Source organism: Geodermatophilus sp. SYSU D00691 (assembly GCF_054050275.1).
The window spans coordinates 1-13,876 of record NZ_JBJGYZ010000052.1 but is presented as its reverse complement, the minus strand read 5'-3'; the positions used below and the strand labels follow the sequence as shown (position 1 = coordinate 13,876).

The 13,876-nt window shown below is 70.9% G+C and carries 16 protein-coding genes; 10 read left to right on the top strand and 6 right to left on the bottom strand.

Going from position 1 to position 13,876, the window contains the following annotated elements; all coding sequences use genetic code 11:
* The first annotated feature begins 359 nt into the window (after positions 1 to 359).
* A complete protein-coding gene (locus tag ACI797_RS25880) occupies positions 360 to 506 on the top strand; it encodes a hypothetical protein (protein WP_456862949.1) in 147 nt (48 codons plus the stop codon).
* Positions 507 to 655: 149 nt separating this feature from the next.
* On the opposite strand, the gene ACI797_RS25875 is transcribed toward ACI797_RS25880, so the two are convergent.
* A complete protein-coding gene (locus ACI797_RS25875; protein WP_456862986.1) occupies positions 656 to 1,384 on the bottom strand; it encodes an enoyl-CoA hydratase/isomerase family protein in 729 nt (242 codons plus the stop codon).
* 141 nt (positions 1,385 to 1,525) lie between these two features.
* Between ACI797_RS25875 and ACI797_RS25870 the strand changes: the two genes are divergently transcribed.
* Positions 1,526 to 3,097, top strand: a complete 1,572-nt coding sequence (locus ACI797_RS25870) for a long-chain-fatty-acid--CoA ligase (RefSeq protein WP_456862946.1) — start codon at positions 1,526 to 1,528, stop codon at positions 3,095 to 3,097.
* Positions 3,098 to 3,127: 30 nt separating this feature from the next.
* Here the strand turns inward: ACI797_RS25870 and ACI797_RS25865 are convergent, their stop codons facing one another.
* Both ACI797_RS25865 and ACI797_RS25860 read right to left on the bottom strand, forming a co-directional pair.
* Positions 3,128 to 4,333: a hypothetical protein gene (locus tag ACI797_RS25865; protein ID WP_456862942.1), complete on the bottom strand. Its 1,206-nt coding sequence runs from the start codon at positions 4,331 to 4,333 to the stop codon at positions 3,128 to 3,130.
* A gap of 250 nt (positions 4,334 to 4,583) precedes the next feature.
* Positions 4,584 to 5,096, bottom strand: a complete 513-nt coding sequence (locus ACI797_RS25860) for a nucleotide pyrophosphohydrolase (protein ID WP_456862938.1) — start codon at positions 5,094 to 5,096, stop codon at positions 4,584 to 4,586.
* Between the two features lie 92 nt (positions 5,097 to 5,188).
* Here ACI797_RS25860 and ACI797_RS25855 point away from each other — a divergent pair, with 92 nt between their 5' ends.
* Positions 5,189 to 7,045 carry a DNA/RNA helicase domain-containing protein gene (locus tag ACI797_RS25855; protein WP_456862932.1) on the top strand — a complete coding sequence of 619 codons (1,857 nt, stop codon included), beginning with the start codon at positions 5,189 to 5,191 and terminating at the stop codon, positions 7,043 to 7,045.
* 8 nt (positions 7,046 to 7,053) lie between these two features.
* Here ACI797_RS25855 and ACI797_RS25850 read toward each other — a convergent pair whose 3' ends face one another.
* Positions 7,054 to 8,103: a hypothetical protein gene (locus ACI797_RS25850; protein WP_456862927.1), complete on the bottom strand. Its 1,050-nt coding sequence runs from the start codon at positions 8,101 to 8,103 to the stop codon at positions 7,054 to 7,056.
* A 224-nt stretch (positions 8,104 to 8,327) separates the two neighbouring features.
* On the opposite strand from ACI797_RS25850, the gene ACI797_RS25845 reads away from it, so the two are divergent.
* From ACI797_RS25845 to ACI797_RS25825, 5 genes are all read left to right on the top strand, one after another.
* The gene (locus ACI797_RS25845) at positions 8,328 to 8,672 is read left to right on the top strand and encodes a nuclear transport factor 2 family protein (protein WP_456862921.1); all 345 of its coding nucleotides are present in this window, start codon (positions 8,328 to 8,330) and stop codon (positions 8,670 to 8,672) included.
* A 49-nt stretch (positions 8,673 to 8,721) separates the two neighbouring features.
* Positions 8,722 to 9,048 carry a hypothetical protein gene (locus ACI797_RS25840; protein ID WP_456862918.1) on the top strand — a complete coding sequence of 109 codons (327 nt, stop codon included), beginning with the start codon at positions 8,722 to 8,724 and terminating at the stop codon, positions 9,046 to 9,048.
* Between the two features lie 99 nt (positions 9,049 to 9,147).
* Positions 9,148 to 9,657, top strand: a complete 510-nt coding sequence (locus tag ACI797_RS25835) for a nitroreductase family protein (RefSeq protein WP_456862915.1) — start codon at positions 9,148 to 9,150, stop codon at positions 9,655 to 9,657.
* A gap of 52 nt (positions 9,658 to 9,709) precedes the next feature.
* Positions 9,710 to 10,321: a TetR/AcrR family transcriptional regulator gene (locus ACI797_RS25830; protein ID WP_456862912.1), complete on the top strand. Its 612-nt coding sequence runs from the start codon at positions 9,710 to 9,712 to the stop codon at positions 10,319 to 10,321.
* Position 10,322: 1 nt separating this feature from the next.
* A complete protein-coding gene (locus tag ACI797_RS25825) occupies positions 10,323 to 10,748 on the top strand; it encodes a PaaI family thioesterase (protein ID WP_456862908.1) in 426 nt (141 codons plus the stop codon).
* A gap of 63 nt (positions 10,749 to 10,811) precedes the next feature.
* Here ACI797_RS25825 and ACI797_RS25820 read toward each other — a convergent pair whose 3' ends face one another.
* Complete coding sequence (locus tag ACI797_RS25820) at positions 10,812 to 11,774, bottom strand: collagen-like protein (RefSeq protein WP_456862905.1); 963 nt, start codon at positions 11,772 to 11,774, stop codon at positions 10,812 to 10,814.
* 691 nt (positions 11,775 to 12,465) lie between these two features.
* On the opposite strand from ACI797_RS25820, the gene ACI797_RS25815 reads away from it, so the two are divergent.
* On the top strand, positions 12,466 to 13,149 hold the full coding sequence (locus tag ACI797_RS25815) for a hypothetical protein (protein WP_456862902.1): 684 nt from the start codon (positions 12,466 to 12,468) through the stop codon (positions 13,147 to 13,149).
* Positions 13,150 to 13,225: 76 nt separating this feature from the next.
* Here the strand turns inward: ACI797_RS25815 and ACI797_RS25810 are convergent, their stop codons facing one another.
* Positions 13,226 to 13,477: a MazG nucleotide pyrophosphohydrolase domain-containing protein gene (locus ACI797_RS25810; protein WP_456862983.1), complete on the bottom strand. Its 252-nt coding sequence runs from the start codon at positions 13,475 to 13,477 to the stop codon at positions 13,226 to 13,228.
* Positions 13,478 to 13,516: 39 nt separating this feature from the next.
* Between ACI797_RS25810 and ACI797_RS25805 the strand changes: the two genes are divergently transcribed.
* Positions 13,517 to 13,855 (top strand): hypothetical protein, encoded by a 339-nt coding sequence (locus tag ACI797_RS25805; protein WP_456862899.1) that lies wholly within the window; start codon positions 13,517 to 13,519, stop codon positions 13,853 to 13,855.
* The last annotated feature ends 21 nt before the right edge of the window (positions 13,856 to 13,876 follow it).

The following is a 13,876-nucleotide window of genomic DNA, read 5'->3' as shown; positions in this document are numbered from 1 at the left end:
CCTTCAGCTTGCGCGAAGTTGCGGTGCTACGCGTGCACGGCGCCACGGCCCTCCCCATCGGTCGCGGGGAGTCTTCGACGAGGGCGTACGGACGCCATCCAGCTACGCCGAAGGCTAGCTGCTGACGATCAGCGTTCACTTCGGCAAGGACCTCACCGTGGTGTGACCGCGCTGGTGACGTCCGGGATCGCGAAGGTCTCGTCACGCGGCAGCACCGACACCTGGATCGGCCGGTCGGCGGCGATCTGGGCGCTCACCCGCTCGGCCACACGCTGGTTCGACCGTGCCCGGCAGCAATCTGCGGTGGGGACGCCGCAAGCCGTCGTCCTGAGTCAGGAAGTCGTGCAGCGTTGTCCGGCATGCCGTCGAGCGGGATCTTCCGCCCGATGACCACCGGCAACCTGATGGCCGACTGTGAACGCTCGTGCCGGGCCCACCTGCGCCGTCGCGAGGTGCCGGCCGCGAGCGGGACGACGCTCCGCCTGGTCGCCCGCTCCTGTGGCTGACCCGCCGGCCTCACGCCGCGGCACCTTCCGACCCTGTTGCTGCAACGGGTGGCCGCGGAGCTGGTCGGCGTCCTCTGCTCGTTGAACGCCACTGTCGCTGTGGACGGCGAGGTGCGGCGGTGGCTGCCGGGTTACTGAGCCAGCGCCGGTCAGTCCGCCGAGCGACGCATCGACCACATCTGAGACGGACGCTCGAACTGGGTGGCGACCTCCCATGTCACCGCGCCGTCGACGACCTCCCTGCGGAAGTTGCCGACCGCGACCCGAGCGAGCGCCGGGTCGGCGGCAACCCGTGCGGCCAGCTCGAGGGCCCGGCCCTCCACCGTCTCGTCGTCCACCGAGTCCCAGGCCAGGCCGAGCTCCCGGGCTCGATCGCCGTTGATCTCCTCGCCGAACAGCGCCATTGCCGCCGCTGCCTCCCGGCCGACCAGCCGCGACAGGATGACGAAGTGCCCGCCGCCCGGGTGCAGGCCGCGCTTGAGGAAGCCACAGATCAGCCGCGCGTCCCGCGCGATGATCCGCAAGTCAGCCGCCAGCAGCATGTTCATCCCGGCGCCCACCGCTGAGCCGCGCACCGCCGCGATCGTCGGCACCTTCACCTGGCCCAGTCGATAGAAGGAGTCGTAGATCGCCGACATGCCCTCGTAGTTCGAGGCCTCGGCCGGGTCGCGGCCGGCGTCGGTCAGCGTCTTGATGTCCCCGCCGGCGCAGAACGACTTCCCGACCGCGCGCACGACCAGCGCGCCGACGTCCGAACGGCCGTCCACCTCGTCGAAGGCGGCCATCAGCTCGTGAGCCATCCCCGGCGTCAGCGCGTTGCGCCGATCCGGCGCGTTCAGCGTCACGACGGCGACCGCGCCGTCGTAGTCCAGCAGCACCTCACCGGAGCCAGCAGCCACGAGCCCACCCTTCGACCAGGCGGCCGGCTCCCCTGCCGGCGCGCACCTCTCCCGGCATGAGACCACGCGCCCCGACCCCTTGCGCCGCCACCCCCGAGCCGCTGAGGTGTCCGGCACCACATGCGCCGGACAGAGGGCACGCCGATGAACCTCACCCAAGGACTCCACCGCGCCGTTCAGCAGAAGCCGGACGCCGTCGCCACCGTCTGCGCCGGGCGCACCAAGACGCATGCAGAGTCGGTCGACCGGATCGCCCGCCTCGCCGGCGCCCTGCGGGACCTCGGCATCGAGCACGGCGAGCGCGCCGCGATCCTGTCCCTCAACTCCGACCGCTACCACGAGTTCCTCGCCGCCACGCTATGGGCCGGCGGCGTCGTCGTCCCGGTCAACCTGCGCTGGAGCATCCCGGAGATCGCCGAGTCCCTCGCCGAGGTCGACGCCCGCGTCCTCGTCGTTGACGACGCCTTCGCCGGCCACGTCGACGGCATCCGCGCCGCCGACGCCCGCATCGAGCACGTCGTCCACGCCGGCGACGGGCCGCCGCCGGACGGCACGGTGTCCTTCGAGACGCTGGTCGCCGAGTCCCCGCCGGTGGAGGACGCCCGCCGCGGCGGCGACGATCTGGCCGCCGTCTTCTACACCGGCGGCACCACCGGCCGGTCCAAGGGCGTCATGCTCAGCCACACCAATCTGCTGACCTCGAGCGTCGGCACGCTGGCCAGCGAGCACTTCCTCTCCCCCGACGGCGTTTACCTGCACGCCGCGCCGATGTTCCACCTCGCCGACCTCGCCGCCTGGACCGGCCAGGTCGTCCGCGGCGGCACGCACGTGATGATCCCGATGTTCGAGCCGGTCGCCGTCCTCACCGCGATCCCCGAGCACTCGGTGACCGACGTCCTGCTCGTGCCGACGATGATCCAGCTGCTGGTCGACAACCCGCGCATCGACGAGTTCGACGTGAGCAGCGTCCGGCGGATCTTCTACGGGGCCTCCCCCATGTCCGAGGGCCTGCTCGGCCGGGCGGTCAAGGCGCTGCCCAACGCGCAGTTCACCCAGCTCTACGGCATGACCGAGCTTTCCCCGTGCGCTACCGGCAACTTCCCGGAAGACCACAACGACCCCAGGCGCCGCCGCGCCGCCGGCCGGGCGCTGCCGCACAACGAGGTGCGCGTCGTCGGCCCGGACGACGTCGAGCTGCCGCGCGGCGAGGTCGGCGAGATCGTCGTCCGCGGCGGCAACGTGATGCTCGGCTACTGGAACCGACCGACGGAGACGGCCGAGGCGCTGCGCGGCGGGTGGATGCACACCGGCGACGCCGGCTACATGGACGACGGCGGCTACGTGTTCCTCACCGACCGGATGAAGGACATGATCATCTCCGGCGGTGAGAACGTGTACTCGGTCGAGGTGGAGAACGTCCTCGCCCAGCACCCGGCGGTGGCGACGGTCGCGGTCATCGGTGTCCCCGACGAGACCTGGGGCGAGCGCGTGCACGCCGTCGTCGTCCCCGCCGTCGGGCGGACCGTGACGCTCGAGGAGCTGCGCGGGTTCTGCGCCGAGCGGATCGCCGGCTACAAGACGCCGCGGTCGATGGAGCTCATCGAGGCCCTGCCGGTCTCGGCCGCCGGCAAGGTGCTCAAGCGCGAGCTCCGCCGTCCGTACTGGGAGAACCAGGACCGCGCGGTCCACTGACCCTTCGCCGGGGCCACGCTCACGACGCCGTCAGGCCGCGTCCTCGGTCCGAGGCCTCAGCACGCGAACCGTGCCGTCGACCTCCCGTACCGCCTCCAGCACCTGCTGGTTGGCAGCATTCAGAATCGGCACCGGCGGATCCGCGTCGACGAGGGCATGGGTCAGACGGCCGAGCGTGCCGTCGAGACGAGCTGCCTCGCTGCCCGTTCCCGGCCACGACATGACGCCGACGGTCAGCGGTGTCTCCTTGAGGGTCAGCAGCAGCTGTCGCATGCGGTCGATGACCCGCGCGTTCTCGTCCAGCCGCTCTTGCAGCACATGGTGCAGGTGCGCCAGCGTCTGCCCCGGATTGAGGACGGCGGCCTCACTTGCGGTTAGGACCTGTGCCCAGGAGTCGAGCACGATGGCGCGATAGAGGACTTGAACGTGAGAAGGAAACGCTGCAGGGCCGCCAAGGCCGACATCGAGAGCCTTCTTGACGTCGTCATAGTCGACACCAGTGGCGCCCCGGGACAGCCCCTGTACACGCTCTTCCCAGTGCTCGAGCCAGCCGAGCGCCTGGTTCTTCACGTCATGCAAGCCGTTGACAGCCGGCGCAAGCCCCACGCCCTGCGGGACGATGATCTGGTCGAGGATCGCCGCATCCGCCGCCTGGAGTGCCTGTTGGGCCGTGGTGAGCTGAGCGGTCAGCTTCCCTTGCTCGTGCTTTTCGAGCCCCTCGACGGCACGCTGGATCGCCTTGAGCATCTGGTCCTGCTGGCGCTGCGCGATCATCTCGGTCCCGATCGACAGCGCCATCAACCCGACCATCGGGCCCAGTGCTAGGCCCCGCGTGGCCGCTCCAGAAACAGGGTGCAGCCGCGCCTGGCCAGTGATCTTGCTGCTGCCCGCCGCTCGGGTCGTGCCGCGGAATCCCCCGCCCACCGCCGGGACGAGGTTGCTGAGGGTCTGGCCGGTCGGCAGCTCGAGCCGAACCAGGGTGCTGCCCGCATCCAGGACCTGTCGCGCTCCCGCCTTCTCGGCGATGGTGACCAGGTGCTGGGCAAAGGCCGAGCCTGGCTGCAGGACGCGTCCCCAGGACTGGCCGGACGACGACTCGCGCAGTCGCTCCCAGCTGACGAGAGCCCCCTGACCACGTGCCAGCAGCTGCCAGGGGTCGAGCAGCTTCTCGGAGGTCTCGTCAAGAGCGCCGAAAAGTGGGATGACAGCGCCGTTCACCGGCTCGTTCTCGATCACAACATCTCCGTCCCCGCCACTTCGTATCGGAACCGATGCTTGCACGGGAATTCACAGCATCAGCCCGCGGCGCGGCTTGTCGACACCAATGGTGCTGGTGCCACTTGTGGGGCGCGCGAGTCGCCGGCAACAAGATCGTGTGGTCCTTTAAGCCCGTCGGCGCGCTGCCGGCGACGGCTTGAACAATGGCCTCGGCGACCCGCTGCTCTGGCCGCCGCACCACGTCGCCCGGGCGCTCGACCCGGAGCGCTCATCCGCGTGGAGCCGACGAGATGGACATCGTCCGGACTCCCGAGCTGCTGCGAGACCTGATCGCTACGGCCAGGCCGAATGTGGTCTGCAACTCGCGCTCTCCGACGAGTCGCTCGCCACGGTCAACCGCCACTCCGACGCCTTCACCGCCGGCCTCCGGTCGTGAGAAGCCCGCGATCCGTCCCACTCGGGGGGGAACTCTGGTCAGCGCCGCTCGGGCGCGACACTCAAAGAGATCTTGGCGGGGAAGCGCAGCCGCGGCCAGGTCGACTCCGGCGACGTCGGCCAGTCGGACCAGGTAGAGAAGGACGTCGGCCAGCTCCTCACCGAGCCGGTCCCGCAACGCGTCGCCCACGGAAGCATCCGCCGGCAGCCACTGCACCAGCTCCGCCACCTCGCCGACCTCGCCGGTCAAAGCAAGCGTCAGCGACTTCAGGTCGTGGAAGCGCCCCCAGTCCCGCGCCTCGGTGAACTCGCGCATCCGTGTCGTCAGGTCATCGAGATCTGCCACGCGGTTAGTGTGTCGCCCGCGGCCCGACTGGCTTCCGGTCCCCGGACATGCCCCCACCCGCACGTTGATTCGTGCTGCCCGGGGACAGGTCCTTGCCACTGCTTCGCACGTCTGCTGCCGGACTCGCCGACCTCGCGCGCGCCGGCCGGCTCGGTTCCACGCTGGCCACCCAGATGTCGCACCGGATGAACCGATCGGCCTCAGCCTCCGAGACCCGCTCGTGGGACGCCAGCCTCGCGGCGCTGGCCGCCGACCTCGAGCAAGCCGATCTCGGCGGCATCGAGGTCCTGGTCGAGTACCAGCTCCCCTTGTCGAGCAAGCGGGTCGACGTCGTCCTGGCCGGCGAACACCCGCGCCACGGCGGCCCGTCGTATGTCGTCGTTGAGCTCAAGCAGTGGACCGCTGCCGACCTGTTCGAGGGCGAGCCGGAGCGTGTGCTGCAGCCGACCTACGGTCCGCGCCCGGTGCTGCACCCTGTCGCGCAGGTCCGCGGCTACGTCGAGTACATGCTCGACTTCCTCGGCGCGCTGCACGGAGCGGACGACGTCCTCACCGGTGTCGCCTACCTGCACAACGCCACCGACGACCGGGTGGCCGCGCTTCGCAGCTATCCGCAGGACGACCTCGCCCGCTTCTACACGGCGCAGGACAAGGGCGCGTTCCTCGACTACTTGCGCAGCCGCCTGTCCCCCGCCAACGCGGCGATCCACGCGGACCGGCTGGTCAACTCGTTCGTCGCACCCAGCAAGCAGCTGCTCGCCGTCGCCGCGGAGGAACTCCGCATCCGCGAGCAGTTCGTCCTCCTCGATGAGCAGCGAGTGGCGTTCGACCTGGTGCTGCACGAGGTCGAGAAGGCGCGGCGCGGCAACTCCAAGAGCGTCGTGATCGTCTCCGGCGGGCCCGGCACCGGGAAAAGCGTCATCGCGCTCTCCCTCATGGGCGAACTGGGACGCCGCGGCATCCGGGTCGCGCACGCCACCGGGTCCCGGTCGTTCACCCAGACCCTGCGCAAGGTCACCGGCCGGCGAACGGCGGCGCTGTTCCGCTACTTCAACCAGTTCATGGATGCCGAGCAGAACAGCGTCGACGTCCTCATCGCCGACGAGGCCCACCGCCTGCGCGAGACGTCGGCCAACCGCTGGACCAAGGCCGAGCTGCGCACCGACAAGCGGCAGGTCGACGAGCTCATCGACGCCGCACGGGTGCCCGTCTTCTTGCTCGACCAGAACCAGGTCGTGCGCCCGGGCGAGATGGGCACGGTCGAGGACATCGAGAAGCACGCCCGCCAGCGCGGCCTCGACGTCCACCAGGTCGACCTCAACGCCCAGTACCGCAGCGGCGGCAGCGCCGAGTACGTCGAGTGGGTCGAGCGGCTGCTCGGCCTGGCGCCCGGCGGTCCGGTCCCCTGGGACGGCAACGACCGGTTCGAGGTGCGAACGGCTCCGTCCCCGTCCGCACTGGAGCAGGTCCTGGCCGAGAAGCTGGCGGCGCACCAGAACGCCAGCATGGCCGCTGGCTACTGCTGGACGTGGAGCGACCCCCGCTCCGATGGCTCACTGGTGCCCGATGTGCAGATCGGCGACTGGGCCCGGCCGTGGAACCTCAAGGGCGACCGCTCGGTCGGCGACGCACCCCCGGCGGCGCTGTGGGCCAGCGACGAACGCGGGTTCGGCCAGGTCGGCTGCGTCTACACCGCGCAGGGCTTCGAGTACGAGTGGAACGGCGTCCTGCTCGGCCCCGACCTGGTGTGGCGCACCGATCGCTGGGTCGCCGTCCGCAGCGCCAACCGCGATCCGGACTTCCGCAGCACCAAGCGGGTCAGCGACGCCGACTTCGAACTGCTGGTGCGCAACGTCTACAAGGTGCTGCTGACCCGCGGGCTCCGCGGCGTCTTCCTGCACTCCACCGACGCGGAAACCCAGCGCTTCCTCGAAGGCCTGGTCGACTGATCGGCCGGCTACCCGAGCATCTCCTCGAGAGCGCGGATGATGATCCCGGTGGCGTCAGGGCTCTCCAGCGCTGACGCAGGGATGGACGGACGCTTGGCGTAGTTGCGCTCTGCCAGGTCCGCGTAGAGCGCCGGCACGCCAGGCAGCTGCCGCATGCGTTCGGCGAGACGCTCCACCACGTCGGCCGGCAGCCCTTTTCCCCGCTGGTGGATCCAGTCGAAGTTGATGGCGAAGACCGTCTTGCCCTGCGGCGCCGCATAGATGTTCCACGCCGGGAGCTTCACGCCTTCCGCGGCGAACCAGGCGGTCGCTGACGGATGCTGCCCCTCACCCCAGTAGAAGTGCGTCCACCGCGCATGTCCGCGGGCGTGCTCGTAGACGGCGGTCAGGACCGCAGCGGCCGTTGGCGAGCAGTACTCCTGGATCGCGGCGAGCAGGCTCTGTTCGTCCCACTTCGAGCGCGCGCTGTCGGGCGCCTTCCGCCGCACAGCCTCCTGGCCGTAGACGGTCGGCGCGATGATCTCCACGCCCGCGTGCCGGACGTAGCCGAGCTCCAGTGCGACCACCTCGACGTCGGGCTGTGTGCGGTCGTTGAGGAACTCGACGATCCGCTTGAGCTCATCGGTGATGTCGTCGACGGCGATGACGAGCCGCATCGATCCGGCCGCCAAGTTCCGAGTGACCGCGGCCCGAAAGAGCTCCGGTGAGAAGTCGCCGCCGTCGGTGGAGGCACGCTGGGCCAGAACGTCGACCATCGACCGGCCCGCCCGCGCGGTGAAGGCGATGTCCAGTTCCTCGTAGGAGAGCCGCCAGAGCCCGGCCGCGTAGGCGAGGACCTGACCGATGACGCTGCGCCGGATCTCCGGGTTGGCGCGCAGCTTGCACTCGACGACGGTGATTCCGCCGGTCGGACTGACCGCGAACAGATCCACCGGACCGGTCTGCGGCACGTAGAGCTGGCGGACGACGGCGAGTGGGGAACCGTCGCTTCCGGGCAGCAGATCGGGCGATTCGAGCAGCAGCGTCTCCAGAGCTGCCTCGTCCTCGTAGCTGGTCACCGCAGGGCTTTCCCAGCCCCCGTTGCCGTGCCGGATCAGCATGACGCCCCGTTTCGTCGGTGGTCTGACTTGCCGCAACGACCCTCGCCTGTCGCAGCCCCAGGAGGTTCTCGGCAGAGGTCGAAGCAGAGTGGACGATCCATGGCGGACCGGTCGCCCAACGTCTCCCCATGGCGCGAGTGGTGCCGAATACTTGTCGCCCCATCGCGAGAAGGGCGACGCTCATGACCAGCACGCCGCAAGAGGTCTTCACCCACCACTGGGACACCCTCGTCGCCGGGGACGTCCCCGCCGTGATGGAGGACTACACCGACGACGCCGTCCTGATCACCGCCGACAACGTCTTCGAGGGCAAGGACGCCATCAGCGGCTTCTTCTCCGGCGCGCTCGCCGCCCTGCCGGACGCGAAGTGGGCCCAGAACTCCACCGCGTACGCCGGGGACGCCCTCCTGCTGCACTGGAACGCCACCTCGCCGCAGGGCCGGATCGACGACGGCGTGGACACCTTCGTCTTCGTCGACGGCAAGATCCGGCTGCAGACGGTCTCCTTCACCCTGACGCCGGCCTGAGCCGCATATCCGCTTGGCGGGACGACGACGCGGTGCCACGCTCCGCCGCATGCCGTCCGACCCGCCGTTCACCGACCGGTTCCTCGCGACCGCGGAAGAAGTGGCGAAGGCACGGCCCGACGTGGACCTCGACCTGGCGCGCGAGGTGTTCGCCAAGGCGGCGACGCTGCTGCACAACGGCCTCGTCCTCGACGACCTCGACGAGCACGACGCCGACGCCGTTGTCACGGGGCTGTGTCGCGACCTCGTCGCGACGGACCCCGGAGCGGCCATCCGCACCCGCGCCAGGACGACACGGGCGCAGCCCGGCGACCTGCACGACCCGGAGGCGGTGTCGGCGGCCTACGTCACCGCCGCGGCGATCTTCCAGCTCTGAGCCGCGCAGTCGCACTCGGTGCGCCGACGACGTCCGGTCGACGACCGATCCCCCCTCGCGCGCGAGCTGCCCCGAGGAGTAGGACGGCGGCATGGAGACGTGGGACGCCATCCGGGCGCGCCGCAACGTGCGCCAGTACACCGACCAGCCCATCCCCCCGAGCAGCTCGAACGCATCCTCGAGGCGGGACGGCGGTCACCGTCGTCGTCGAACTGGCAACCGTGGCACTTCGTCGTCGTCACCGACCGCGAGCAGTTGGTCGAGCTGGCCAAGGCGTGGGAGCAGGGCGGCACGCACATCGCCCGCTCGGCCGCGACGATCGCGCTCGTGGCGCAACAGCCGGACGACGAGCGGATCCGCAGCCGGATCGCCTACGACTTCGGCCAGGCGACCGCGTTCATGATGATCACCGCGACCGACCTCGGCATCGGCTCCGGGCACTCGGCGGTCATGGACCAGGACCAGGCGCAGCGGGTGCTCGGGTTCCCCTACGGCTACTTCTGCGCCTACATGATCGGCTTCGGCTACCCGGCCGACCGGCCGCTGCGACCGATTGCCGAGCCGGACCGTCGTCCCTTCGACGAGGTCGTGCACTGGGGCCACTGGTAGGCACGTCGCCGGTCTGGCGCACGGGTGGAGTAGCTCTCTAGAGTAGTTCTCCATGGCGCAGACCCACGTCTCGACGGCGGAGCGGATCCTGACCGCCGCGCTGCCGCTGTTCGTCGCCCACGGGTACGCGGGCGCCTCGCTGGAGCGGGTGCGCAAGGACGCCGGGGTATCCAACGGGAGCCTCTACCACCACTTCCCGCGCCGAGCGGACCTCGCGGCCAGGCTCCTCAACGACGGGATGCGGGAGTGCCAGGACGCGATCGTGGCCGTCGTGTCCGGGGACCGCCCGGCCGAGCAGGTGATCCGCTCCGTGGTGGCGGAGCAGCTGAGCTGGGTCGAGCGGCGCGCCGACGTGGCGCGCTGGGTCTTCAGCGACCTGCCCGACGAGGTGCTGCTCGCCGCTGAACCAGACCTCGGCGAGGACGCCCGGCGCTACGCCGTCGTCGTCGGGGACTGGCTGGACCAGCAGAGCCGTGCCGGCACGATCGTCGAGGGATCGTTCGGGGTCCGGCACGCGCTGTGGCTGGGGCCGGCCACCGAGTTCGCCCGGCACTGGCTGCGGGGCCGCTCGCGGCAACGCCCCACCGACGCGGCACCCGACCTCGCCGAAGGCGCCTGGCGCGCACTGGCCGCCCACTCCGACACGGCGAACCGGGAGGACTGAGATGTCCGACGACTTCCGGCAGGACATCGCCGACCGGGTCCTCGACCTACCGGTCGCCGCCGCGCTGGGGCTGAGCTTCGTCGAGCTGGCCGGCGGCCGCGCGCGGAGCCGGCTGCCGTGGCGGCGGGAGCTCTCGCACGCCCCCGGCGTCTTCCAGGCCAACCCGATCGCGGCGCTGGCCGACTTCACCGGCGTGAGCGCGGGGTTGACCCTGTTCCCGCCCGGCACCGCCGCGGCCACGGCCGACTACACGGCGAAGTTCCTCGCCGAGGCCCGCGGTGCGGAGCTGACCGCCAGAGCGCGGGTCCTGCGCGCGGGAGCGCTCACGGTGAGCTCCGTCGACGTCTTCACCGTCGCCGACGGGGACGAGCGGCTCTGCGCCACGGCCCTGGTCACCGCGCGGGTCTTCGGCCGTCCGGCGTCCTGACGGTCCGGTGGCGCCTCGTGCCGCCGTAGCGACACGAGGCGCCCTCGGTCGTGCTGCGCCGCGTCAGGCGATGGAGCGCACGTTGGACAGGTCGGCCGACGGTTGGCCGTTCGCCGCGCCGTCGGTGTCGACGATGGCCCGCAGGAGCAGCCCACCCTGCAGCTTCACCAGCCGTGAGGTGAGCGTCGCCAGGTAGCGGACGCCGACCCGAGGGTCGACCACGGTCCGCGGACTCACGTTCAGCGCCGCCCGCTTGACCTTGGCGGCGAGCTCGGCGGGGCTGGGCTGGTAGAGCCAGGCCGGGCCGGACGGGCCCTGCGGACCCTGGACACCGGGCAGGCCGGCCGGGCCGGCCGGACCCGCCGGGCCCTGGACACCCTGCGGGCCTTGCGGGCCGGGAACGCCGGGTGCGCCCTGCTCACCCTGTTCGCCCTGCTCGCCCTGCAAGCCGTGCGGACCCTTCTCACCGGTCTCGCCGATCACACCGCGCTGCCCGGGGGCGCCGGGCAGACCCTGCTCCCCCTGCGGCCCCTGCTCACCAGCCGGACCCCGCTCCCCCACCGGTCCGACCGGACCACGGGGACCGTGCTCTCCCTGAGCCCCGGGCAGGCCCTGCTCACCGGCCGGACCCATGGGGCCGACTCCGCCGCGCGGCCCGATCGGGCCCGGCGCACCCTGCTCACCCTGCTCGCCAGGCCGGCCGGTGGAGCCGGGCAGGCCCTTCTCCCCCTGCGGGCCCGTCTCACCCTCGGGTCCCTGCTCACCGCGCGGACCGATCGGTCCCTTCTCGCCCCGCTCACCGGCCGGGCCGACCGGGCCGGTCGGGCCCTTGTCCCCCTTCTCACCACGCTCACCGGCGGGACCGGCCGGACCCTTGGGGCCCTTGTCGCCGGGCTCACCGGCGGGGCCGACAGGGCCGGTCGGGCCCTTCAGACCGCGGTCGCCCTCCTGGACGGTGACGTCGACGGGAACCTCGACGGTCTCGTGGCGGGTGATGACGTGTGAATCGGTCGTCGACTCGGTCATGGATGGGTTGCCTTCCATCAGTGGCGGGTGTGCTGACAAGCCACCCGCGCTCGTATCGGGACCCCCGTCCCTCGCAGAGAACCCCGGCCGACGCCGGCCCAGCCGACATCAGGGGGTCCGTCCCGAAGGCCGACCTCCGCATGCCCTTCGCTAGCCGCAGCAAGCAGCCGGTGCCTATGACGAGGCTCACAGCTCGGGCCGCTCCCGGCTCTCGACGCCAGACTCGCAGGTGAGGCGCCACCATCGCGACCGCCTGTCAGCGCTCTGCCAGATCTCACGCGCCAACCCGGGCGCGTCGCCCGGTCCTTCTGCTATCAGGAAGAGCTCAGTGGTCGTCGCGAGGAAGCTTCCAGGCGATGACATGCGGGGCTGCTAGGTCGAGGTCGAAACGTCCTCGACCTAGCACCCGTTGGTCGCCACGGTCGGTCCGTCACCGTCCAAGAGCTGCACGAGTACTGCACCGAGCTGACCGCCGGCTATGAGACCCCCGGCGAGGGGAACCAGGAGCGCGCCGGCCACTGGACCGCGTGCCGAGGCGGCGGCCCTCGCGACCGGCTGCTGGCCACGTGCACCGCCGTTTGGTCAACGGGCCCGAACCGTAGGCGGATCGCCTTCTCGCGCCGATCCGTCGCCGAGCCAGACGGTCCTGTGCTGCAATCCGTAGAGGCGGGCCGCCGAGGGGGAACGGCACATGAGCAATCAGCAGCCCATGTCGGCGCGCTGGACCGACCGGGACAGCGCGCTGTGGCACACCTGCGAGATCGCGGTGGATCTTGCGCAGGGAAAGACGCCACCGCCTCGCCTGCCAGTGACGTCGATCTTTCCGCCACAACTCGGGGTCGACGAGCGGTATTGGGCTGCCGGCCCGTACTCGCTCAACGAACAACTGGCGGCCGGTGACGGAACCTACATGCACGACAGCGGCTACTTCCTCGCCACGGGTCGAGGGGGCCTGACGGCCACCGCTGCTGTCGCGGCCGCCCGCGCCGCAGGAAATGCGAGACGGCGCCGCCAAGCGGAACTGGCGGCAATTCCCCGCTGGACGGTCATCGATCAGGGCACCATCTACCTGAGTCGCTACGGCGTCCACCTCCACGGCGCCGGCGGGGTCTCCCCATGGGATTGGCCGTCGATCACTGCGACTCAGATGGTGGGCCCTGCCGCCGTCCACATTCTCGGCAACAGCACTCGGGGCCCCGTGTCGTGGGTCCTGCAGTCCGACTGGGCCGAGCTGCTCTTCGTCGCCTGGGCCCTCACCTGCCATAGGGGACATCCGCAGCTGATCACGGGGAGCTGGCTACCGCCCGGGTGGCTGCAGCGCTGCGCCGAGTACTCGCACCCCACCCGACTCAGCTCTCCTGCGCTCCCTGCCTGAGGCAGGGAACTCCGCTGCGCGAGGCTGCACGAAGAGAGTTCGGCGCCCGTCCTGAAGGGACCGCCTGGAACGCGGCTCAACTCCGGTTGGGCGCGACACCCCGGTACGCCTCCGCAGGGAAACGCGTGTGGTTGCGCGCCAGCTTCGCTGTCGCCGTCCGCCCGAGATCGACACCGGCGACGTCCGCGAGACGAATGAGGTAGAGCAGCACATCGGCCAGCTCGTCGCCCAGCCGGTCCCGCAGCTCGTCGTCCACCGTCGCGTCCGCCGGCAGCCACTGCACCAGCTCCGCCACCTCGCCGACCTCTCCGGTCAGCGCCAGCGTCAGCGCTTGAGGTCGTGGAAGCGACCCCAGTCCCGCGCCTCGGTGGACTCGCGCATCCGTGTCGTCAGGTCGTCCAGGTCAGCCACGCGGTTAGTGTGTCGCCCGCGGCCCGACTGGCTTCCGGCTGGCCACCCGGATGTCGCCCCGCATGAACCGATCGGCCTCAGCCTCGAGACCCGCTCGTGGGACGCCAGCCTCGCCGCGCTGGCCGCTGACTTCGAGCAAGCCGATCTCGGCGGCGTGGAGGTGCTGGTGGAGTACCAGCTACCGCTGTCGAGCAAGCGGGTCGACGTCGTGCTCGCCGGCGAGCACCCGCGGCGGAGCCGCCCCACGTACGTCGTCCGCGATCACAATCTGTGGACCGCTGCGGGCCATTTCTAGGGCGAGGCCGCTCTTGTCCAG